The following is a 23,394-nucleotide window of genomic DNA, read 5'->3' as shown; positions in this document are numbered from 1 at the left end:
TTATTTAAAGTGTACTCAAATCTAATTTCGATATCTCATTCTGACGTCGTTGAACTATCTCACGAAGTTTATCCAGATCAACTCCCCAAGAATCCAGCATATAGTTATATACGATTTCAAACTTCTTTTCCAGAATAGGGCGTCCTGTCGCTCCTGCGGTAGCCAACCGGCTCTCCCAGGCGGCAGCCGTATTTGTCACATAAATCGACATCATTTCTGCAAAGTCTTCCGTAGCGCGATCCATCGCATAAGGGGAAATACAACCTTTTGCCAAAGCGTCATTCAGCCTCACCTGATACCAGCTGGACCCTACATAATCCGACTCACTGATTCGGTCATAAGCGGGATCATACGCCTTTTTCTGATTCAGGATATGCGTAAACTCGTGGTGCATCGTCTTAAAATAAAACTCATTCAACTGGGCAGCACTGATACTACCCACATTGATTTCATTCACTCGGAAAAGAGTTACTTTCAATCCGCCTTCGGCTTGTCCCAAAATCATTCCGGACTCCGTATATGCAACGTTACCAATTAGCTGGATAAGCTTCGGAACATAGGTTCTGGTCATATCAATCCCCCATATTTCGTCATAGGCCTCCATCCACACATGTTTCACAATCTTCATCAACGCTACCGATCTGTCATAATCGGCAGGAACAAGGTCGTACGTCACTTCTGTTTCCGTATCATCCAGACGATACTTCACCTGGACATTATAAGGATATATATAATTGCTGAGAAGCCATTCGTCAAATCCGGTAACGCCTTCTTCCGTAGAGCCGAAAATACTGTTTTTCGTATCAATATCTTCATCATTGTTGCACGAAACGAAGCATCCGGCAACAAGCAGCAAGCATGCATAAATAAAATACTTCTTCATAACTTCTTTCGTTTTTATTTGTTTCTTGGATTAGGTTTCATTCCCGCAGAAATTACATCACTCGGAATTTGTATGGCACGCCGCGGATCATCAGTCGCCAACACATCTGATGCCCCAAACATACCTGAGCTAGTAATATAGCGACGGTATATAACAATACCAAAACGCTTGATATCCAGCCACCGTAAGCCTTCGTGCAAAGTCATTACGCGTCGTGCATGGAGCAAACAGTGAATGAGATTTTCCTGTGTTCTGTCTGCAATAGTGAAAGCAGGGTGCAGTTCTTTTTTCACAGTCGGCGCTGGAAGGGTATAGTATGGCATATTCCCATAATAAGTATCAATAGCCTCTACAGTAAGGGGAGTAGTGCTACGAGTAAAAGCTGATTGCCAAACATTCAGGTCAGCAATAGCCTGCTGATAAAATCCGGAACCTTTCATTATGTACGCTTCCGCACGGCAAAGCAGCGTCTCGTCCGTAGTAAAAGCAGCATTAATAATATGCCCGTTAATCGTTCCCGCAACAGGGTCCACCATTTCCTTATACTGAGCAACCTTCTGCAATATTACTTTAGTAGGCAATGCACTGGAGTTACTCCACGGATACAGATAATAAACACTTGCAGCCTTATTTGAAGAATAATCTCCCCAAAGACCGCTGGAGCGGCAAGTTTCCATAGCAGCCAACGGGCCATGCGCATAACGTTCGCCCAATCCATAAGGAGCATGCACATATCCCCAATAAGAGTGTGCGCTTACAAGCAACAGATTAGCACTGTTACTAGCATCCACATAAGCATTAGGCGCCACATCTCCATTCAAATCAAGTGCTCCCAACGATTCCCAGTCACGTACCACGGCTGAAGCGTTATTTCCAAGCACTCTATCAGCAAATCTAATCACCTCATCATAATTTGAAAGATCCGGCTGAACATAATACAGATAAAAACGGGCAGCAAATGCATAAGCAGCTTTTCTGGTAAAGTGATATTTAGGCACTGAATATACATCATCCCTGATCAAATCCATGCCAGCCAATAAATCCGCTTCAATATTTTTATAGACATCTTCCAAAGTGCCACGGTCATAGCTCGGAAGCACCGTAGTTTCAACGTCTTTCATGTAAGGGATACCCAAATCTGTTTTTGCTGTAGCACTACTATATGCTTTACAGAAGATATTCGCCAACTGGAAATGAGCATAAGCCCGGCATACCAGTGCCTCTCCTTTCACAGGGTCCAAAGAAGCCGGACTCCCTGCATCTTCCACTACTTTCAAAGCTTGATTACACGCCGCTATCGCAATGTAACACGACTCCCACAATGCACTTGGAGAGTCATCTTCCCGTTCGGAAGAATCTTCCCACTTATAAAGATCTTCCTGCAAGCGGTTGAATGCAGAAAAGTTATTCGGATAAGCATCCGTATTATCAGATGCCATTTCGGCCATCTCACAAATCGCTGTAGTCGGATATGCTGCCAACAATATCTTACTTACATTGTCCGGTGTCAGCTCCGTACGGTTATCAGGTAGTTCATCCAGAAAGTCCGAACAAGATGACAGACCGAATATGAATGCTGTGGCTATACTTGCCAATATAATATATTTCTTCATTTTCATTCTTGTTTTTTAGTTAAAGTCCTAATCTCAAAGTCAATGTAAACTGACGGGGAACCGGAGAAGCTACACCACCGGCATTAAAGAACTCAGGGTCCTGACCATTCAGCTTTTTATCTGCATAAATCAAGAACAGATTGGTAGCCTGTAGCTTAAGGGACAAATCCGAGAGTTTCAGGTTCGAGATCCACGATTTCGGGAAGTCATAAGAAAGCGAAATCTCTTTCATACGGATAAAATCACCTTTAGCAATGCGCTCTGTTGAATAATTATATGCATTATAAGCATAACGCAAATTGGTATTGCTGTCATAATCGCGTTTATTCAGGATAGCCGGGATATTGGTTTTATTCTCATCACCAGGTAAAGTCCAACGATTCTTAAACTCACGAGTCATAGAGGACAAATCCGAATATCTTGCACTGAACACCGGATTCAAGCGAATTACATTGCCGAATGAATAAGTTACGAATACATTCAGACGGAAACCCTTGTAAGTAAACATATTACCCAAACTGCCCGTAAAAGTAGGATCAGTAGGTCCCTCATATACCAGGTAATCTGTATTTTGGCGTTCCTGGAAGTTGATGTCCGTGCTTGTTACCACTCCCTTCTCATTGAGTACCATAGGAACACCATTCTCGTCCAGTCCTTTGAAAGGTATGGAGAACAGACCGCGTACCGGATATCCCTGTTTGGCAAAACCATTACCGGAAATAAGATCCATCACGTTAGAATTTTGCTGCAAATCAGTCACTTCATTCTTTGTGTACGAGAAAATAAAGTCAGTATTCCAACGGAAGTCCTTATTCTGGATATTCCGGCTGGAAACAGTGAATTCAATACCATGAGATTTCATCGTAGCAATATTGGCAAACTTCAGAATCTGTCCGCCTACGCCTTGAGTATTGACAATACCGATCAGGTCGTAGTTGTTACGCGTATACCAGTCAACAGCAAAATTTATTCGGTTATCAAGGAATCCCATATCAGCGCCGATATTCAATTCATGCTTCTTCTCATAAGTCAACTCACTATTTTCCAACTCCTTCAGATACAATCCTGCTTCTTGAATATCAGTAAACGGACGATAGGGAGAATAACTTGTGATGATTGCCTGTGAATTGGTCACATCTGCCGGACCACGGTCGGCAGTCAACGAATAAGAAGCTTTCAACGTGAAGTGAGAAAGCGCAGGCTTTAATGATTCCAAGAAAGCCTCTTCGTGTGCATTCCAAGCCCCGGATACATTCCATGTAGGCAACCATCGGGAAGAACGACTTCTACCCATACGGTTGGTACCCTCATAACGTCCAGTAGCATTCAGCGTATATTTTCCCTTATAAGAATAAGTTGCATTGGCAAAGAAAGCTGCACTCCGGCTACGCGTACGATTCAGAGAATAGTAATTACTACCGTCTTCGATCCCTTTTTTAAAGAATTCATAAACATAGTAAGGTATTTCACCCATGCTATACTGCATTCCCCAACCTTGGAAATAACTTCTGGAACGATCGGTAGAATTAGTTTCCATACCGGCAAAGAAGTTCGTGATATGAGTCTCTTTAAATACATGATTCCAACTTGCGGTAGCCCGGAAGTCATATCCCAGCATCTTATAATCCCGGTGTTGATAAATACCACCTTCGGGTAGAATAGAAACAGGCAATGCATACGGATTATCAGGATTAGTATACAGGAAAGGATTCCGATCCATGATTGTTTTATCATCCAGACCTGCACGATAAGCTCCTGCCTGATTAGAATCGTCCTTAATATTATGTTCTTGCGATGTTCCCTGATATTTCACAGCTCCTAATACACTCAGCTCCAGACTTGGAATCACTTTCCACTTCAACTCTCCCTGGAACTTCACGTCTGCGATATTCAAGTCCATATAGTTATTCTCCAATTCATTCAAGATGTTGAAAGGAGAATAATTACTTGTATAATATTCATTAGGGTCCAATGTGCGCGAAGTATTAAGAGCATATGAATACGGGTTGATATCAAAATCACGTTTCACCTGCCCGCTTACAACGTCTATATCCTGTCCCAATGTCCCCGGAGCTTTCTGTTTACGATAAGAAGCACTGGAAATTAAGTTGATATTCAGATTTTTCAGTATATTATACGTTGTATTCAGATTAGCAGTATAACGATCTACAGAACTTTGTTTATACCACCCCGGATCGTGCATTGCACTCAAAGAAGCATAAAATGAAGATTTATCTGTACCGGTACTAATACTAACCGAATGGTTCTGACTAAGAGAGTTAGAGAAAAGTTGCGAGAACCAATTTGTATTTCTCATCTCAGCAGCGCGCAAATAACCGTTTTTAGCCGCATCCGTATTGTCCAGCATATAACGTCCGGTAAGCGGATCATATGTATTAAGCAATTGATACATCTTTCCATATACACCGCTCTCGGCATTACGCGATGTCTCAGAAAAATTGAGCCATCCCTTTTCCATCATTTCTTTATAGGCGCCCATCTGTTCCTGCGAGTTCATGATATTAAAATCATTATAACTAGGAATTAATCGGGTCGTAAATTCGCCAGTATAGCTAATCTTGCTAACACCTGCCCTACCCTTTTTGGTAGTAACAACAATTACACCTGCCATAGCACGTGCACCATAAATAGAAGTAGCCGAACCGTCCTTCAGTATTTGAAAACTCTCGATATCGTCAGCATTCAATCCTGCAATTGCAGAGCTGATCAAGGTTTCAGCATCACCGGAAGATAACTGGTCTGCACTAACCTCTACAGCATCTTCCATAATTACCCCGTCTACCACCCATAAAGGCTTGGAACTACCATAAATAGAAGTAGCACCACGAACACGAATTTTAGGAGCTGTACCAAATGTACCGGATACATTCTGAACCGAGACACCGGCCGCACGCCCTTCCAAACCACGACTAATATCAGCTAAACCATCAAGCTTCACACTCTCGGCAGTAAGTTTACTGGCCGCTCCCGTAAACAGACGTTTGTCCATTCTCTGCATACCTGTTACAACAACTTCCTGTAGAACTTCCGCATCCGGTTTCAAGACCACTTTCAAAAGAGTCGTTTTAATAGTAACCTCTTGCGTCCGCATACCAATATAGCTGATTTGCAGAGTTCTTGCAGAACTTGGTATTACGAAATTCTTCCCTACTACTCTCATACTGCGAAATGAATAAAAATATCAAAATTAAAAAGTATAAATATATATACATAAACGGAAGTAAATGATACCCGAATGGAAGTTGAGTATACACAAATGAAGATATTTCATACATAAAAGGAATAAAAAACAGATTTCAGTTGTTTATCATTCTCGAAAAGTGACTTGACAACCGCTAGTGAAACGGTAAAACAGAACGAGCAAAAGTGTTTCTCATTGTGAATATGTATTTAACATATTATTAGCTTTAATCTAGTCACAAGCAGAGACATCATTTTACACAAAGCCGATCTAAACCATCCTATCAAAAGCTTATCATAGCATTTTAGCATCAATATAATACAATAAAACAGGAAGAAATAATATTTTTATTAAAACAATACTTTTTTCAATTATTTTCTGATTTTATTTTGATTTCATAAATATATGCTTAATTTTGCAAAATGTTATAGAAAAAAAACAACTATTCTTTGGTCGTTTAATTTTAGAATGAGAGCATATTTATGAAAAGAAAACTAGCGCTGTTATTAGTCTGCCTGTTAACAGGAATAGGCTTAGTGATTGCTCAAACACCTAGAAAGGTAACGGGTATTGTTACTTCGGAAGAAGACAATGAGCCTGTTGTGGGAGCATCTGTATTAGTGAAGGGTACAACAATGGGAACGGTCACCGACATCGACGGAAAGTTCACGATAAACAATGTACCAAGTTCTGCAAGAACTAATAAGTAAAAGCAAATTTTTATCAACATTTACTTCTTTCTTAGCGTATCGCGAATTCAACAGTGAGATCATAGTACATTGCTTATATATGCTCCAGAAGTCTCACAAAGCATACTTCTCCTTTCGAAAACTAAAATCCTGGAATAACAGCTGATTCATATCGTCATCTCGATTATAGGAAAGATGCTACTTAGCAAGAATACCACACCAATCAATAACCGAATATGATCCCTCAAACAGCCTTTAGCAACCGCTTTTGCTACCGAAATTTAACTGTCCGATCCACTAATATAAGTAGTATTATCTGCTGATCGTTTAATGCTAAGATCCAATTGTACTAATCATATTTTCCAAGCACCAAAGAATTAAATTTATCCGCCATATATGATATACCCATTTTCTACTAGTAGTCTTTTCGAGATTAATTCATCTCATTGAAACCATTCATAAAACTGCCCTTGGTTTAACGTACCCAACTCACGCTGTTGACTCCGCAAGATTACACCCTTAATTTAAAAGTTTAAGATCTCAGACTTCAGAGAAAAGAAAAAAAATATTTTAGTCTCACGGTCTCACTCTTTTGAATCAAGCAATAGATAATCAGCGTTTTAGTGAATGAGAGATACCTACCATCACTTGTATCTCTCATTGTTTTCACGAACACTTGCATTTTCATCCTAATGAACCATACATCAGAAGTTATCTACCGTTACTTCTCATGTTAAGTCCCTTAACTTAAGCCATTATCCATAACACATTGATGCCACATCTTACTATCATCCTCATCGTGCCACCCTTGCGAACCGATCGTTTCACAAAGATAGCACGATCTGTTTACCCAAGTGCGCTAGCCTGTTCACCTGGGTGGAACGATGAGTATGTCAGTAGGTTAACACACAAATGTAGGTAGATAAGCATATCAACTACAGCAATTTAAGATACGAATCTACGCTTAATTGAACTTTACGCTCTCAATTCAAGTGTTTAATATAAGGTGACAATAGTGAAAGATAGATCAAATATAATGAGAGATATCCCGAAATAAATAGAAAAATAAGTATGATAAGTTTCTAGCATACAACACCATGAGCAATAACCATAAGACAGTTTTTACTAATAAAAAACGAGGGTGTGTCAATTGACGCATCCTCGTTTAAAAATAATTAATGTAAAGTAAATCCTGATTTCTATTATAATAGAGGAATATCAGAATTTAGTAAAAGAACAAGCTCGCTTGCTTTCTATAAAATTATTGCTCGTATGGCCAACGAACCTCGAATGGAACCAGCATAAAACTATTTGCAGATATATCATTATCCTGCAATTGTATTACAGTTGGGTTCTTCGGATTATCCGCTGTCAGTGTGAATGTTTTCTTTTCTCCACCTAATGAACCAATCATTTTTAAGATTTCGCTTACGCCGGCATTAACATAAGTAATTCCAATCTGATCTGTTCTACCTTCCAATTGTAGCCAAATCTGATTGTCGTCTACAGTACCATATTTATAAGAAATAATGGATCTTGCAAATGTGGAAGGAGTATCAAGCGGTGCGAAACAGAATCCGTACAAGCCAGAGTAAACTCCCATATGAGCCCAGTAAATATCATAATAACCACTAGGATCTGCATAAAGTTTTTTGATGGCCGACGTCCACAGGTTCTGACCGTAGCTACTCATCAGGCTTTTTGCAAAGTACCACTTGCCACTGAAGAATATTTCACTTAATGCAGGCCATGTGTCTTGCATTGTTGCACCTGTAGTTTCGTCAGCCAAAGTGATAACCATATTTTCATCCTCGCCTATATACTTCATGCCTGTGATCTCTTTTCCTCCGATGTGCAAAGGGGTATAGAATACGATTCCATCTGTCGTCACACGGAATGAAGCTGTAGCAGATTCATAACCCTCCGTACCTGGGTAAGAAAACAACAGCGTACGATAATTCATTGTAGCGGTTGCTTTGAGATCCCCCATTGTAAAATTGAAAGAACTTGCTGCAGAATTCATGATGTCTGCCATATCAATATACTTTTGCATCAGATCAGGCCAGCTTGTATCTGTGGCAATTGGAGTCATGATAATTGTGTTGCCAGTCTTTTTTCCTTTCAGATGTACCTTTTCGGGGGTAGCTTCTATAACCATAAATTCATAGTCGCCTCCCATACCACTATCAATCGGGCCGATTTCATCCGGATTATTAGGATCGGAGAAATAGTGGAACAAAGAGTTGTGTGTGTTGAAGGTCAGTACTGGGCCACTATCGGCAATCAGCTCATACATACTCGTTTCAGTCTGGTCAGCTTTGCCCTTTTCCGAAGCAACTGTAACAGCATTGTTATCACCGAATTTCACAAACATCGTATATCCTCCATACGATTGTTTCTTCTCTGGGAAATATTCCATTATCCAGCCATTGGTTGCTCCCATCAACACCTGTTGATCGTGTACTAGTCGTTCTTCCATACGTTGGGAAGCCGACTTATCAAAGATATCATCGTCGTCCTTAAAGCAAGATTGAAGTACCAAGGGCAACGCAAGTAATAAAAGATAGTATATTTTCTTCATAATTTGTTCGGATTAAAGTTCGTCTAAGTCCAATTCTCCTATTCTATTTTGATGGTCGAGCACTGTATTGCGCAGTATATCAAGATCAATGTTCCATGTATCAAGCATGTAGTTATATACAATTTCGAATTTGGAGTTGATAATAGGTGCCCCGGTTGTTCCTGCCGTTTTGATGCGAGACTGCCAGTATGCTTCCGTATTTGTCACGTACACGGCAATCAATTCCACAAAATCTTCATCCACGGCACTTGAAGCATATGGAGTGATAAATCCGGCTTTCAAAGCTGCGGTCTCGGCGGCGGTACCACTTCCCCATGCAGAACTCCAACTGTCTTTTACATATTCACTTCCGCTGATTTCTTTGAAAGCGGTAGGATATGGACGAGTCTGATGGAGAATATGCGCAAACTCATGGTGAATTGTCTTAAAATAGAAATAGTTCAAGGCGGATACGTTGAGTACATCTACATTATTCACATTGTAAAGTGTAATTTTTAGTCCGCCTTCGGCTGTACCTAATACCATTGTTCCATTGTTTTCATAGGCCGGCGAACCAACCAAATGTATCATTTTGGGAAAATAGTCACGGATAAACTGTTTTCCTCCCGTAACTTCATCATATACTTGAAGACAAAGAAATTCGACTAGTTTGGCTAGTTGTACGGACTTTGTATAATCAGCAGGAATTAAGTTATAGTTACGATCGGACTCAATATCCTCCATACGATATTTGAAATCGATATTATAAGGCGTCACATAGTTTTTCACAATCCAACGATCGAAGTCGTTTTCTACACGCTGTGCCTCGGTTATGACGCTTTCACTGCTCAAATCATCTTCCGAACAAGCCGAAAAGAATGCAGCAAACAACACAGCTATAAAAATATAAATTTTATTCTTCTTCATTGTCTTTACTTCTTTTTTAATGTAATACATCATTTCTATACTCAGTATTTTATCTTGGGTTCGGAGTGATACCGGCAGAGATAACGTCAGGCGGAATCTGTAGAGCGCAACGGTTGTCGCGTACTTTCAACATGTCTCCAATAGAGACAGGTTGTCCGCTTTGCATAGTTCGGCGATAGATTTCGATGCCGTAGCGTTTGATGTCAAACCAGCGTAATCCGGAGAACATTGTTTCATATCGGCGTGCATATAGCAGGAATTGTAGATATGCCTCTTGTTGCCCCTCTTCAATGGCAAATTCCGGATTTAGCTTTTTCTTTGGGGTAGGTGCATTGGGCGTGTAATACTGATAGCTGTCTACCCAGTTCTCTATCGCTTCTTTTGTAAGCGTGTAGGGACCATTGATTGTATTGTTTACCCACACTTGGAGATCTGCCAGTGCTTTGTCATATTCTTTCTGCAGGATATATGCTTCAGCACGTATCAGTAAAGTTTCTTCAGCGGTAAGAGCTGCATAGACAGTTCTCGCATATCCGGTTTGTGCTACAGGATCGGTATATTCTATTAGATATGGAAAACGAGGCACCAGCGTTTTGTCAAAGTTGGTTCCGGTAGATGCCCATAGATTGAATTTATACACTTTGTTGGCATATGTTCCCCATGGGGCACGGCTCATCAGGGTTTCAGTTTGTGCCAGATATGCACCATGCGCATAACGAGAACCTTCGTAATAAGAAGTGAATACCAAACCCAGTCTTGAATATGCGGTTTGCAGCAAATAGTTAGCTTTTACGGTAGCGCTTACGTATTGTTCGCATACTTTGCTGAATGGGTCTTTGGGAAGTGCATCCAATGCGGCATAGTCACGGAGCTGTCCGGCAGGTGAGGAGCCGAGTGCTTTTGTTGCACAATCTATTGCTTCTTGCCACTTCTGATAGTAAAGATAGAAACGGGCAGCGAAAGCGTAGGCGGCTTTCATATTGAAATGATACTTAGGTACTGTGTAGATTTCATCACTGATAAGCGGTAATCCTTCTTTCAGGTCTTTTTCTATTTTCTCATACACTTCGGCCACTGTGTTGCGCTCATATTTCGGGTCAAGTTCTGTCTCGGATACTTCCATATAGGTGATTCCTAAATCTGTTCCGGCATTTGCTTTGGTGTAATGTTGAGCAAAAACATTAACAAGAATGAAGTGTGAATAGGCACGACAGACTAATGCTTCACCTTTAGCTGCTTTCATGGCTGAAGTTTCTTCCATCTCGGCAATAGATGCCAAAGCCTGATTAGCTACAGCAATGGCATTATAACAGGCTTCCCAGATGCGAGAAGGATCTTCATTGTCGGCTTCAGAAATCACCTGCCAATTATAAATCTGTTCCATAAAGCGGTCGCCATACGGATTTGATTCTCCGAAATCATCTACGTTGTCTGTTCCCAGTTCTGTACAGAAGATATAGTCGTTTTCCGGATAGGCAGATACCAGTAAGCTAATGATCTTTGATTCGCTGTCCAGTTCGGCGCGGTTGTCGGGCATTTCGTCCAAATAATCTTTGCACGAAGTAGCAGTCAGCATACCCGCCACAGCCAGCAATGTCAATAATATATTTCTTTTTTTCATAACTTTCTTTGTTTTCAATCCATTTATTAAAGTCCAATTCTCAGAGTCAGTGTGAACTGTTTAGGTACAGGAGCGGCCACACCACCGGTATTGAAGAATTCCGGATCTTGTCCATTCAGCTTTTTATCGGCATAGAGCAGGAAGAGATTGGTAGCCTGTAATTTCAATGAAAGGTTGGCTAAGTTCCATTTGCTTATCATATCTTTCGGGAAGTCATATGTCAGTGAGATTTCCTTCATGCGGATAAAGTCGCCTTTTGCGATACGGGCTGTAGAATAATTGTAAGAGTTGTATGCCACAGACAGATTGCGGTCATTTTTCTCTTGACGTACACTGGCTATTACTGGTATATCTGTATACTTTTCATCGCCTGGTACTACCCAGCGATTGCGGTATTCTTTTGGCATAGCGCTGAGATCAGTATATTTTTTCTTGAATACCGGGTCCAGGCGGATTACGTTACCGAATGAGTAAGTAACAAACAAATTCAGACGGAAGTTTTTATAGCTGAAGGTATTACCTAAACTACCAATATCCGTAGGATCGGCTGAACCGGAATATTCAAGAAAATCTGTATGATCACGTTCTTGAAAGTATACGTCGGATACACTGATGTTACCGTCTTGGTCGCGGAAAGTCGGCAGACCTTCTTCGTTCAATCCCATGAAAGGTATGGAGAAGATAGAGCGTACTGGATAGCCTTCGACAGCAAATCCGTTACCAGAAACGAGGTCGATAACGCGTTTCTTTCCACCTTGCAATTCAGTTACTTCATTTTTGTTATGCGAATAGATGAAATCCGTAGACCATGTAAAGTCTTTGGTCACAATGTTTCGGGTAGAGATGGAGAGTTCAAATCCGCTAGACTTCATAGAAGCTACATTACCGTACTTTTCAATTTCTCCACCTAGTCCTTGTGTTGTGATGATTCCTATCAGATCGTAGTTGTTGCGTTTGTACCAGTCAGCTGTTACGTTGATGCGATTGTCCAGGAAGCCGAGATCGGCACCGATGTTAAGCTCGTGTTTCTTTTCGTAGGTCAATGCACTGTTTTCAAGGTTCTTGATGTAAAGAGCAGATTCAGTGACACTACTTGACGGACGCCAAGGGTTTCGTGAGCTGATAACTACGCGTGAGTTAGTAACATTACTTGGTCCACGGTCCGCTGTAAGGCTGTATGATGCTTTTAATGTAAGGTGTGACATGGCTGGTTGTAATGATTTGAAGAAACTTTCTTCATGAGCATTCCATGCGCCGGACACGTTCCATGTAGGCAGCCAACGGGAAGATGTGCTTCGTCCCAATTTGTTGGAACCTTCGTAACGGACTGTTCCATTAAATGTATAACGTCCTTTATAAGAGTAGGTACCGTTTGCAAAGAATGCGACATCACGTGCATGCGTATTAGCCATTGTAAAATAATCGGAGTTTTCTTCTTTGCTCTTTTTGAACACTTCGTAAGCATAGAAAGGGATCTCTCCCATAGTATACTGCATACCCCAACCACGATTCCATGTTTTGCGGCGGTCGATAGAATTGACTTCCATACCTCCATAGAGATTCATGATGTGAATCTCGTTGAAAACCGTATTGTAAGCAGCCGATGCACGGAAATCATAAGCTAGCATACGATAGTCTGTGCGTTCATAAATACCTCCTTGTGGTAGTACGGTGATAGGTACTGCATAGGGATTATCCGGGTCTGTATATAAGAAAGGATTATTATCACGTATATGTGTGGTAGGCATTGAACGGTATGCCATTGCTTGATTGGAATAGTCTGTAATGGTATGCTCCTGTGAGGTAACCTGATATTTTACTGCTCCCAAAGCTGTAAGTTCTAGTCCTCTAACGGGTTTCCACTTCATTTCACCTTGAAATTTCAGGTCAACTACGTTGATGTCGAGATAGTTGTTTTCCAATTCGTTGAAAATGTTGAAATCAGCATAGTTACGTGTGTAAATTTCTGTGGGGTCCAACGCACGTGAGGTGTTCAATGCATAAGAATACGGATTGATATCGAAGTCGCGTTTTACTTCTCCATTCACAGCGTCAATCTCTGACGATAATGTTCCTGGTGCCCGTTGCTTGCGATAAGAGGCACTGGAAATAAGGTTCATAGAGAGATTTTTAAGAATGTTGTAAGTAGTATTCAGATTGGCAGTATAACGATTTACTTCGCTCTGACGTGACCATCCCGGATCGATCAACGCACTAAGAGAGGCATAATAGCTAGCCTTTTCGTTACCGGAAGTAATACTGACGGAATGTGTTTGCATTACGTTACTCTGAAATAGCTCGTCGAACCAGTTTGTGTTACGGTATTCCGCATCACGGAGGTAAGAGTTACGGGCTGCTTCTGTGTTTAGTAATGTACTGTTAGAAATCTTCTGATACATCTTTCCATATACGCCACTTTCACTAGCATTGGCCAAATCGGCATAAGTAAGCCATCCTTTCTGTTGCATTTCCTGATAGACAGCCATTTGGTCCTGTGAATTCATAATATTGAATTCTGTATAATGAGGCTTCATGCGGTAAGAGAATTCTCCAGTATAGCTAATCTTATTCATTCCGGCTTTACCCTTTTTAGTTGTAACAACGATAACTCCTGCCATTGCCCGTGCTCCATAGATAGAGGTGGCGGAACCGTCTTTCAATATTTGAAAGCTTTCAATGTCGTCTGAATTTAATCCTGCAATAGCTGAACTGATCAGTGTGGTAGCATCTCCAGAAGAAAGCTGGTCGGCACTGACGTCTACTACGTCTTCCATAATAACGCCATCTACTACCCAGAGTGGTTTAGAGCTACCGTAAATGGATGTGGCACCACGGACACGAATTTTGGGAGCTGTACCAAATGTACCGGATACATTTTGGACTGATACGCCTGCCGCACGTCCTTCAAGTCCACGGCTTATTTCTGGAAGACCGTCCAATTTTACATTGTCGGCGGTTAAACTGGCCGCAGCACCCGTAAAAAGTCGTTTATCCACCTTCGTCATACCGGTTACTACAACTTCGTCAAGTACTTCCGAATCTGTTTTCATTACTATTTTCATCAGACCGGATTTAATTGCAATCTCTTGTGTTTGCATACCGATAAACGATATCTTCAAAGTTCTAGAAGAACTTGGTACGTCGCTTATGGTAAACTTGCCATCGATATCGGTGACTGTTCCCATTGTTGTACCTTTCACTAACACGGATGCGCCCACAACAGGTTGATCATCTTCTTCAGAAATGACGACACCTGTCACCTTCTTAGGTGTTTGGGCAATCACTAGACCTATGCTTGCCAGCAGGCAGGCCAATAACAGCATTAATTTTCTTTTCATAAACACGCTTTATTATTAATAATTAATAATCCGCTTATTTTATAAGTGTGATTTCACAAATATAAGCACATATTTATAAATACAAAACAAAATATGAAAATTTATTTGAAAATACTTGTATATTCATATTAATAGCAGGAATTGCTCTTTGTTTGCTATATTTTATCATTTAGAAAGCAAATATCATATTTTATCAATTTTTGGATTGCATAAATTGTCTTTATGTCAGTATTGTCATTGCATTACGATTGTTTAAGACAGTCAATAATAGAAAAAATATCTTAGCTATAGGTAATTTGTATAAAAATCGTTTATTGACGAAGATGTACATTTTTGTTTATTGCATCAAGAAGGATAAAACACCAAGTTCTTCTAGAACTTTGAAGATTAGCTACATCGGAATGAAAACTCAGGAAGTTCCTATCAAAGCAGGAACGATAAAAGTTGTATTACAACCAGATGCAGAAGTCTTAGAAGAAGTCGTTGTAACTGGTATGCAGAAGATGGATAAACGTCTGTTTACAGGAGCTGCGGATCAATTATCAGCAGCTAATGTTAAGATTGACGGCATGCCGGAAATCAGCCGTGCATTGGAAGGCCGCTCTGCGGGTGTATCAGTTCAAAATGTATCCGGCACGTTTGGTACAGCTCCTAAAATCCGCGTTCGTGGCGCCACTTCTATTTATGGTAGTTCAAAACCACTTTGGGTAGTAGATGGCGTTATCATGGAAGATGTAACAGAAGTAAGCGCGGACGATCTCTCATCCGGTAATGCAGAAACACTAATCAGTTCAGCCATCGCAGGTCTTAACTCTGACGACATTGAGACTTTTCAGATTTTGAAAGATGGTTCAGCAACCTCTATTTATGGCGCGCGGGCTATGGCAGGTGTGATTGTAGTAACCACTAAGAAAGGTAAAGCAGGAACAAGCCGTATCAACTACACAGGTGAATTTACTATGCGTATGAAGCCCAAATACAAGGACTTTAATATAATGAACTCACAAGAACAGATGGGTGTGTATAAAGAATTGGAAGCCAATGGTTATTTGACGCTTGCAGGAACTTATCGCGCAAATAATAGCGGTGTATACGGTAAAATGTATCACTTAATTAATGATTATAACCCAGCAACAGGTGGTTTTGGACTACTGAATACTGAAGCTGCACGAAATGCTTATCTACGTGAAGCAGAATTCCGCAACACGGACTGGTTTGACGAACTGTTCAATACAAACGTAATGCACAATCATGCTATAAGCCTTTCCACTGGAACTGAAAAAGCATCCTACTATACTTCACTTAGCTTTATGGATGATCCAGGATGGACTGAAAAAAGTTCTGTACAACGTTACACAGCTAACATAAATGCATTGTACCACTTGGGTAAGAAGGTAGATTTAAATCTGATTGGGAATGCTGCATATCGCAAGCAAAAGGCGCCTGGAACACTGGGATCAAGTATTGACGTAGTAAGTGGAGAAGTAAAACGTGATTTCGACATCAACCCCTACTCTTATGCATTAAATACCTCACGTACGCTTGACCCTAATGAATATTATGTCAGAAACTACGCTCCATTCAACATTATTAATGAGTTGGAAAACAACTATATGGACTTAAACGTTCTTGATAGTAAATTCCAGGCAGAGTTAAAATATCGTCCTATTTCAAGAGTGGAATTAGCTGTATTAGGAGCTTACAAATATTCTACAACTACTCAATCGCATTATATCAAAGATTATTCTAACCAAGCATGGGCTTATCGCGCTATGGATGACGCCACCATGCGCGATGCTAATCCGTGGCTTTATACTGATCCCGACAAACCAAACTCATTACCGGTAAGCGTACTACCAATCGGAGGATTTTATAAAGAAACCAAATACTCTATGAATAGTTGGGACTTCCGTGCTACGGCCAGCTACAACGATGTATATAATGAAAGCCATATATTCAATTTCTTCGGTGGTATGGAAGCCAATTCGGTAGATCGTGTTCAAACATGGTTCAACGGAGCCGGGATGCAGTATGACAATGGAATGCTTGGTGCTTACAATTACTTATACTTTAAGCAGGGCAGTGAAGAAAACGCACAATATTATACAGTGCAGCCTACTGCTTCACGATCAGTTGCTTTTTTCGGCACAGCTACCTATTCTTACCAAGGACGATATACTATAAGTGGTACAGCACGTTATGAAGGAACCAATAAATTAGGTAAGAGCCGTTCTGCACGATGGTTACCCACATGGAACGTTTCTGGTGCATGGAATGCACATGAAGAGAAGTTCTGGAAATATATGGAGCCTGCCGTATCTAATTTCACACTAAAAGCTTCTTATTCACTGACTGCCGATCGTGGTCCTGCCAACGTAACAAACTCGCTGGCCATTGTCCAGAGCTATAACCCATGGCGTCCTTTTACGAACGTTAAGGAGAGTGGACTGCAAATTATCGAAGCAGAAAACAGTGATTTAACATACGAAAAAAAGCATGAGCTGAATATCGGTGCCGAAGTAGGATTCATAGAGAATCGCATTAACTTGGCTTTTGACTGGTATAAACGTAACAACTTCGATTTGATCGGTTTGGTCAACTCAGCAGGTACAGGCGTTAAAATCACCAAATATGCAAACGTGGCAAGCATGAAAAGTCATGGTGTGGAATTCACTTTATCAACTAAGAATATAAAGACAAAAGATTTCGACTGGAATTCAGACTTTATTTTCTCACATGCCAAAAATGAAGTAACTGATCTGCATTCTAACTCACGCATCATTGAGATGATCAGTGGTACCGGATTCACAATGGCAGGCTATCCTGTCCGTTCTCTCTTTTCTATCGATTTCCAAGGATTGAATCAATATGGTCAACCAACATTCATCAACGAAAGTGGAAACCTAACAGTCAGCGATCTGAACTTTCAGGAAACAATAAAAAAAGAACATCTGGTTTATGAAGGTCCTACAGATCCTACAATTACAGGAAGTTTTGGCAATACATTCCGTTATAAAGGCTTTAATCTAAACCTATTCATCACTTATTCATTTGGGAATGTAGTACGTCTTGACCCGGTATTCAAGAATAAATATTCTGACTTGACCTCAATGCCTCGTGAATTTAAGAATAGATGGACATTGCCGGGTGACGAACAAGTAACTACTATTCCTGTAATCGCAGATAAGCTTATGAATCAACAAGATTCACAGCTCAATTATGCTTATAATGCATATAATTATTCTACAGCTCGTGTAGCAAAAGGTGATTTTATCCGGATGAAAGAGATCTCTTTCGGATATGATTTTCCTAAAAAGTGGATACAACCATGGAAACTTAACAACCTTTCATTGAAGTTGCAAGCGACCAACCTCTTCCTGATCTATGCAGACAAGAAACTGAACGGACAGGATCCTGAGTTCTTTAATACCGGTGGTGTAGCGTCTCCAGTGCCTAAACAATTTACCTTAACATTACGTGTTGGACTTTAAAGTAATTAGAAGATTATGAAAAAAAGAAATTTAATATATGTTGCTGCCTTAGGAGCATCAATTATGTTTTCTTCTTGCAACGACTTTTTGGACACAATGCCAGACAGTCGCACAGAAGTAAACAACGAGAAAAAGATAACAGATATACTAGTATCTGCCTATTCGCAAACCTATCCAATCATGTTCTACGAGCTATCTTCGGACAACACAATGGATAGTGGAGCAAAATATAATCCTTACTGGAAGTCAATTACTCAATATTATCTTTGGCAAGACGTCAGCGAAGTAGATGACGATGATCCGAATGGCATCTGGCAAGGTTGTTATAGTGCAATTTCCTCAGCCAATATGGCTTTGCAAGCTATTGAAGAAATGGGGGACCCGGTCAGCTTGAACCCACAAAAAGGTGAAGCGCTACTTTGTCGTGCTTATTGGCATTTTGTATTGGCCAATACGTTCTGTATGCCCTACAACGCACAGACAGCAGATACGGATATGGGAATCCCTTATATACTTGTTCCCGAGACAAAACCAATGGAATTGCCTTCACGCGGTACAATAGCAGAAGTCTATGCTCAGATAGCCAAAGACCTTGAGAAAGGACTCCCACTAATCGATGAGGATATTTATTCTGTGCCTAAATACCATTTCAACCGCAAAGCAGCTTATGCTTTTGCAACTCGCTTCTATTTGTACTACACGCATAGCGACAAGTCAAACTATACAAAAGCTATTGAATATGCCAATGTAGTACTTGGAACGGATGACCCGACGGATGTATTGCGCGACTGGGCAAGTTTGAACTCTCTTCCATCAGATCTGGAATATATCGGCGACACTTATATCTCAATATCCGATCGTGCTAATTTAATGCTAAGTCCCATTCTATCAGTTTGGGGATATGCCCATGGTCCTTATGCAGGTCGTAATAATCGATATGGCAACGCCAATACACTTTTTGCAGCAGAAGGACCACAAGCAGCCGGTCCCTGGGGAAGCTACACTAATTTGCGAACAATAAATAAGTTATTCGGATTGACACAGAAGGCTTTTGTACCGAAAATGAATGCTTATTTTGAATATTCAGACAAAGCTGCTGGCATCGGTTCCTTACATTTGGTTGTTCCGATGTTCACTACAGATGAAACGTTACTTTGCCGAGCTGAGGCTTATATACTAAGTGGGAATCTGGATGCCGCCGTACAAGATATCAACTACTGGCTGAAAACACACTCTATAAATTATAAAGCAATGAGTAGGACAGAACTGGTAAATTTTTATTCAAACATAGCCTATATGCCTACTGTACCTGAGAGTACTGGGCAACGCACCATCAAAAAGAAATTGAATCCTGTAGGTATAACAGTAGCCGATGGCGATCAGGAAAACCTGATTCAATGTGTACTGCATCTTCGCCGTGTGGAAACAGTACATGAAGGCTTACGGTGGCTCGATATAAGACGCTATGGAATAGAGTTTTCTCATAATCGCGATGGCGAAACCCCTATCGTGCTAGCTAAGGACGACTTACGCCGCGCATGGCAACTTCCACAAGATGTTACTTCTGCAGGAGTACCTGCAAATCCACGCAACTAATACGAACTATTTTAAAAAAGCATGAATATGAACAAGATATATTATTTAATAATGGCTTTTACGACTCTCGTTTCGTTCGTTTCTTGCGGCAACGATGGAGAGCTCGATTCTAAAAGTATATTTCCTGATGGCGTGGATACTTCTACGCAAAATGATTTCGACCGATGGGTATTGAACAATTATACTTACCCGTACAACATACAGTTTGAATACCGCTACTCTGACAAAGAAGCACATGTTGAATACAACGTAGTACCGGCAGAATATGATAAGTCGATTGCAGTGGCTAAATTGGTGAAACATTTATGGGTGGACGCATACAATGAACTGCTGGGGCGCGATTTCCTTCGTCAGTATTCGCCACGTATGATTCAACTTATAGGTTCGTCAGAGTATAAAGAAGACATGTCCGAAGTACTGGGAACCGCTGAAGGGGGAATGAAAATATTCTTGAATAAGGTAAACCTGCTGGATATAGAAAATCCGGATTTGGGTCTCATCAAGTATTATTTTATCAAAACCATGTTTCACGAGTTCGGACATATCCTCCAACAAACTAAGGATTATTCAACAGATTTCAAGACAATCTCGACAGACTATCAAGGTCCTAGTTGGGTAAACGTAGGTGACTATGAAACCATGGGTAGTAGTGAAGCTCTTAAAATGGGTTATATCAGCGCATACGCATCTTCCGAACCGGGTGAAGACTTCGTTGAAATTCTATCTTTCTATGTAGTTTATGGTAAACCATATTGGGAAAAGATGCTAGAACTTGCAGGAGATTCCGGCTCACCAAAATTACTTAAAAAATTTGCTTTAGTAAAAGAATATTTGAGCACAAAGTGGTCTATCGATATTGATGAGCTTGAAAAGATTGTTCAGCGACGAATGGGAGATATTTCAGAATTAGATTTGGAATCACTTGATTAAGTATAACGCATTTAATAAAATGATTATGAGAAAACAGAAAATATATACCGTAATAAGCATGCTGGCACTTTTGATTGTAAGCGCCTGCTCGTTGCACGAAGAAGAAGATTTTTTCAATGATTCTTCGGCTAACCGCATGAGTGAAGCACTGAAAAAATATAAAGAGATACTTATCGCCCCAGAAAATGGCTGGATCATGAAATATTATCCGTCCGATGATCTATCTTTCGGTGGATATAACTTGCTGATATCATTCGATGAGAGCGGAAATGCAAAGATAGCAGGTGAATCTGCTGATCCGGATAAATCTGTAACAAGCCTCTATTCGCTCATACAGAGTGCAGGACCAGTCTTAACATTTGATAGTTATAATGAAATCATGCACCTCTTTAGCGAACCTTTGAAAGGATATGCAGGTGAATTCCAATTTACCATTATGAGTGCTGCCCCCGATAAAGTAATATTGAGTGGTACAAAGACAAGAAATACAATTGTACTTGTGCCAATGCCGAAAGAACAAGCATGGTCTGACTATCTGAAGGCTGTCATTAAAACACAAGAAGATATTTTCTTGGGAACATTCCACTTAAAAGTAAACGGAAAGGAGATAGGTTCGGTTATGCAAGATAAAAATGTATTTACTCTTACTTATGCAGGAGCAGGTGAACTGGATGCTAAGAAAGAAATCCCGTTCGTATATACTTCAGACGGCATTGAATTATATGAACCATTGACAATAGGCGGTGTGACAATGTCTAGATTTAAGGCGGATACAGAAGATGTCTCATACGTATGTACAGATGCAAATGTAGATGCTAAATTCGAGGCTTTCTATCCAGAAGGATATCGTTTTTACGATCAGTTGATTGGTACATATAAGCTGGGTAATACAACTGTTAAGGTCATCAATAATCCGGATAATAAAACTTATACAATTACAGGCTTTTATAGTCAAGGAACGATTCAGGCAGAATATATGCGGTCACTGGGAACACTTTCTATCAAATTTCAGTATTTAGGTACTTATTCAGGATATTTTATTTATTTATGCGGATGGGATACAGTTGCCGGTTATTATACATGGATGGAAGGAACCGGGATGAATGGTGTAAATAGTAAAGACGAGCCGTTAACCATTTCATTTACCGATAATGGAATATGGGGCGATAACTCGATTGATTCATTCCTTGCATTTGCCTTCGAAGGTCAGCCTCCTACAAGTTCAAACGGGTATGCCGCTTTGCAACGAATTATTAAACCAGTGCTAGTAAAACAAGATTAATAGAAACATGAAAAAGTAAACAAATTATGAAGAAGTTATATAGTTTATTCTTGCTGTTGATAGGCCTGATTTGCTTCACTTCGTGTGGTGATGACGACTATGCGTATACAGCACCCGAAACATTGGATGTTACAAAAGCTGATTTGTACTTTAAATCACCGGGTGGCACAGGAAGCATTGAGATAACGACTAATCGCGAGTTACAGGCGACATCGTCTGTCGATTGGTGTACAGTGAGTGTTTCCGGAGGTGTAGTTACCGCCAAAGCTACTGAAAATCCGGCTATAGAGAGCCGTGCAGGCACCATTACTGTTAGTGACGGCGTATTGACTTCTTTGGTAGCAGTTTATCAAGAAGGACTAGTTTGCATTATTGATACATCTCATTTGAAGTCTGCAAACGATAATAGTGCAGGCTCAACATTCATTAATGTAGATAGCTCGTCACCTTTTACAGTCACGATACCGGAAGATGCAACCTCTTGGCTAAGCTACACTAAAGATGATGAAGGCAAAGTGACTTTTAATTTCACAGCCAATACTACCGGCACTCTTCGTGGTGCTTGTGTAACTGTGACAAGTGGAGCAAAAGATGTAAGCATAACAATTGCTCAATATGAGATAAACGATCTTATAGGTGCTTGGAAGGCAATATACTCCGACGGTAAAGACTATTACCAAGAAATCATTGAAATAACAAAACCGGAAGAAGGGATGCTGGACCTGAATTTCAGTTCTCCTGCACCCGGTCTAAATCCGATATTTCATTGTACATACACAGATGGAATTATGAAAATTCAAAATGCTACAGATCAAGGAAGATATGGTTCTTATTATCTCTACACAGCAATGTTTACTACAGATAATGGTGTTTCATGGAGTACTGACTACACTTATTCCGGTTCTGCAGACGTAACTACTGATGGTGCCTTTACTATTAAATTTTATAATGACGGCAGTTGGGTAGGAAAAGAAATTAATGGTGTTGGGTTGGAGGCATTCAGTACACCTACTCCGTCAAGCGCAGGAAACTTAGGATATCTGCTTGCATACTTCGATATCATTTTATACAAGCTACCATAATATAACTCTGACAAAAGATATTTTATTTTCAAATAAAAAGAACTTTCAGAGGGAGTGACTTTATACAAATTCTATTTATAGGAATGAGGTTGTGTCAAAACGCTGGCACAACCTTTTTTTATGCACAAAGCCCAGACTTTCACAAGCCCGGGCTTTGTTATTACCCAAAGTTTTTGTATC

At 40.4% G+C, this 23,394-nt stretch carries 13 protein-coding genes; 6 read left to right on the top strand and 7 right to left on the bottom strand.

The features are described from left to right. Positions 1-4: 4 nt before the first annotated feature. The 3 genes from BLW31_RS10350 to BLW31_RS10340 are packed head-to-tail and all read right to left on the bottom strand — an operon-like array spanning position 5 to position 5,677. The gene (locus tag BLW31_RS10350; protein WP_010535688.1) at positions 5-883 is read right to left on the bottom strand and encodes a zinc-binding metallopeptidase; all 879 of its coding nucleotides are present in this window, start codon (positions 881-883) and stop codon (positions 5-7) included. A gap of 14 nt (positions 884-897) precedes the next feature. Further along, positions 898-2,496: a RagB/SusD family nutrient uptake outer membrane protein gene (locus BLW31_RS10345; protein WP_016269211.1), complete on the bottom strand. Its 1,599-nt coding sequence runs from the start codon at positions 2,494-2,496 to the stop codon at positions 898-900. Between the two features lie 19 nt (positions 2,497-2,515). Next, a complete protein-coding gene (locus BLW31_RS10340; RefSeq protein ID WP_022301032.1) occupies positions 2,516-5,677 on the bottom strand; it encodes a SusC/RagA family TonB-linked outer membrane protein in 3,162 nt (1,053 codons plus the stop codon). A gap of 503 nt (positions 5,678-6,180) precedes the next feature. Here BLW31_RS10340 and BLW31_RS10335 point away from each other — a divergent pair. Further along, positions 6,181-6,408: a carboxypeptidase-like regulatory domain-containing protein gene (locus tag BLW31_RS10335; protein ID WP_010535685.1), complete on the top strand. Its 228-nt coding sequence runs from the start codon at positions 6,181-6,183 to the stop codon at positions 6,406-6,408. A gap of 1,240 nt (positions 6,409-7,648) precedes the next feature. Here the strand turns inward: BLW31_RS10335 and BLW31_RS10330 are convergent. Genes BLW31_RS10330 through BLW31_RS10315 form a run of 4 tightly spaced genes read right to left on the bottom strand, consistent with a single transcriptional unit; the run spans position 7,649 to position 14,833 of the window. Beyond that, positions 7,649-8,968, bottom strand: a complete 1,320-nt coding sequence (locus BLW31_RS10330; protein ID WP_010535684.1) for a DUF4302 domain-containing protein — start codon at positions 8,966-8,968, stop codon at positions 7,649-7,651. A 12-nt stretch (positions 8,969-8,980) separates the two neighbouring features. Continuing rightward, entirely contained in the window at positions 8,981-9,874 is an 894-nt protein-coding gene (locus BLW31_RS10325; RefSeq protein ID WP_029425088.1) for a zinc-binding metallopeptidase, read from the bottom strand. Between the two features lie 49 nt (positions 9,875-9,923). Beyond that, positions 9,924-11,495: a RagB/SusD family nutrient uptake outer membrane protein gene (locus BLW31_RS10320; protein ID WP_010535682.1), complete on the bottom strand. Its 1,572-nt coding sequence runs from the start codon at positions 11,493-11,495 to the stop codon at positions 9,924-9,926. A gap of 26 nt (positions 11,496-11,521) precedes the next feature. Next, positions 11,522-14,833, bottom strand: a complete 3,312-nt coding sequence (locus BLW31_RS10315) for a SusC/RagA family TonB-linked outer membrane protein (protein WP_083377998.1) — start codon at positions 14,831-14,833, stop codon at positions 11,522-11,524. A 323-nt stretch (positions 14,834-15,156) separates the two neighbouring features. On the opposite strand from BLW31_RS10315, the gene BLW31_RS10310 reads away from it, so the two are divergent. The 5 genes from BLW31_RS10310 to BLW31_RS10290 are packed head-to-tail and all read left to right on the top strand — an operon-like array spanning position 15,157 to position 23,214. Beyond that, complete coding sequence (locus BLW31_RS10310) at positions 15,157-18,324, top strand: SusC/RagA family TonB-linked outer membrane protein (protein WP_074759546.1); 3,168 nt, start codon at positions 15,157-15,159, stop codon at positions 18,322-18,324. Positions 18,325-18,339: 15 nt separating this feature from the next. Continuing rightward, positions 18,340-19,920, top strand: coding sequence for a RagB/SusD family nutrient uptake outer membrane protein (locus BLW31_RS10305; protein WP_010535985.1), 1,581 nt, complete (start codon positions 18,340-18,342; stop codon positions 19,918-19,920). 27 nt (positions 19,921-19,947) lie between these two features. Beyond that, on the top strand, positions 19,948-20,850 hold the full coding sequence (locus BLW31_RS10300) for a zinc-binding metallopeptidase (RefSeq protein WP_074759550.1): 903 nt from the start codon (positions 19,948-19,950) through the stop codon (positions 20,848-20,850). 25 nt (positions 20,851-20,875) lie between these two features. Beyond that, positions 20,876-22,132, top strand: coding sequence for a DUF4302 domain-containing protein (locus BLW31_RS10295; RefSeq protein ID WP_157998585.1), 1,257 nt, complete (start codon positions 20,876-20,878; stop codon positions 22,130-22,132). 26 nt (positions 22,133-22,158) lie between these two features. Continuing rightward, a complete protein-coding gene (locus BLW31_RS10290) occupies positions 22,159-23,214 on the top strand; it encodes a BACON domain-containing protein (protein ID WP_010535982.1) in 1,056 nt (351 codons plus the stop codon). The last annotated feature ends 180 nt before the right edge of the window (positions 23,215-23,394 follow it).

The sequence above is a fragment of the Bacteroides faecis MAJ27 genome, from assembly GCF_900106755.1.
GTDB lineage: Bacteria > Bacteroidota > Bacteroidia > Bacteroidales > Bacteroidaceae > Bacteroides > Bacteroides faecis.
Note: the sequence above shows the minus strand (reverse complement) of the source record. Positions and strands in the feature narration are given on the sequence as shown.

What these genes read in the sequence shown, in the direction of transcription:
- BLW31_RS10350 (WP_010535688.1), bottom strand. Translation starts at nt 883, where the DNA reads ATGAAGAAGTATTTTATTTATGCATGCTTGCTGCTTGTTGCCGGATGC.
- BLW31_RS10345 (WP_016269211.1), bottom strand. Translation starts at nt 2,496, where the DNA reads ATGAAGAAATATATTATATTGGCAAGTATAGCCACAGCATTCATATTC.
- BLW31_RS10340 (WP_022301032.1), bottom strand. Translation starts at nt 5,677, where the DNA reads ATGAGAGTAGTAGGGAAGAATTTCGTAATACCAAGTTCTGCAAGAACT.
- BLW31_RS10335 (WP_010535685.1), top strand. Translation starts at nt 6,181, where the DNA reads ATGAAAAGAAAACTAGCGCTGTTATTAGTCTGCCTGTTAACAGGAATA.
- BLW31_RS10330 (WP_010535684.1), bottom strand. Translation starts at nt 8,968, where the DNA reads ATGAAGAAAATATACTATCTTTTATTACTTGCGTTGCCCTTGGTACTT.
- BLW31_RS10325 (WP_029425088.1), bottom strand. Translation starts at nt 9,874, where the DNA reads ATGAAGAAGAATAAAATTTATATTTTTATAGCTGTGTTGTTTGCTGCA.
- BLW31_RS10320 (WP_010535682.1), bottom strand. Translation starts at nt 11,495, where the DNA reads ATGAAAAAAAGAAATATATTATTGACATTGCTGGCTGTGGCGGGTATG.
- BLW31_RS10315 (WP_083377998.1), bottom strand. Translation starts at nt 14,833, where the DNA reads ATGAAAAGAAAATTAATGCTGTTATTGGCCTGCCTGCTGGCAAGCATA.
- BLW31_RS10310 (WP_074759546.1), top strand. Translation starts at nt 15,157, where the DNA reads ATGTACATTTTTGTTTATTGCATCAAGAAGGATAAAACACCAAGTTCT.
- BLW31_RS10305 (WP_010535985.1), top strand. Translation starts at nt 18,340, where the DNA reads ATGAAAAAAAGAAATTTAATATATGTTGCTGCCTTAGGAGCATCAATT.
- BLW31_RS10300 (WP_074759550.1), top strand. Translation starts at nt 19,948, where the DNA reads ATGAACAAGATATATTATTTAATAATGGCTTTTACGACTCTCGTTTCG.
- BLW31_RS10295 (WP_157998585.1), top strand. Translation starts at nt 20,876, where the DNA reads ATGAGAAAACAGAAAATATATACCGTAATAAGCATGCTGGCACTTTTG.
- BLW31_RS10290 (WP_010535982.1), top strand. Translation starts at nt 22,159, where the DNA reads ATGAAGAAGTTATATAGTTTATTCTTGCTGTTGATAGGCCTGATTTGC.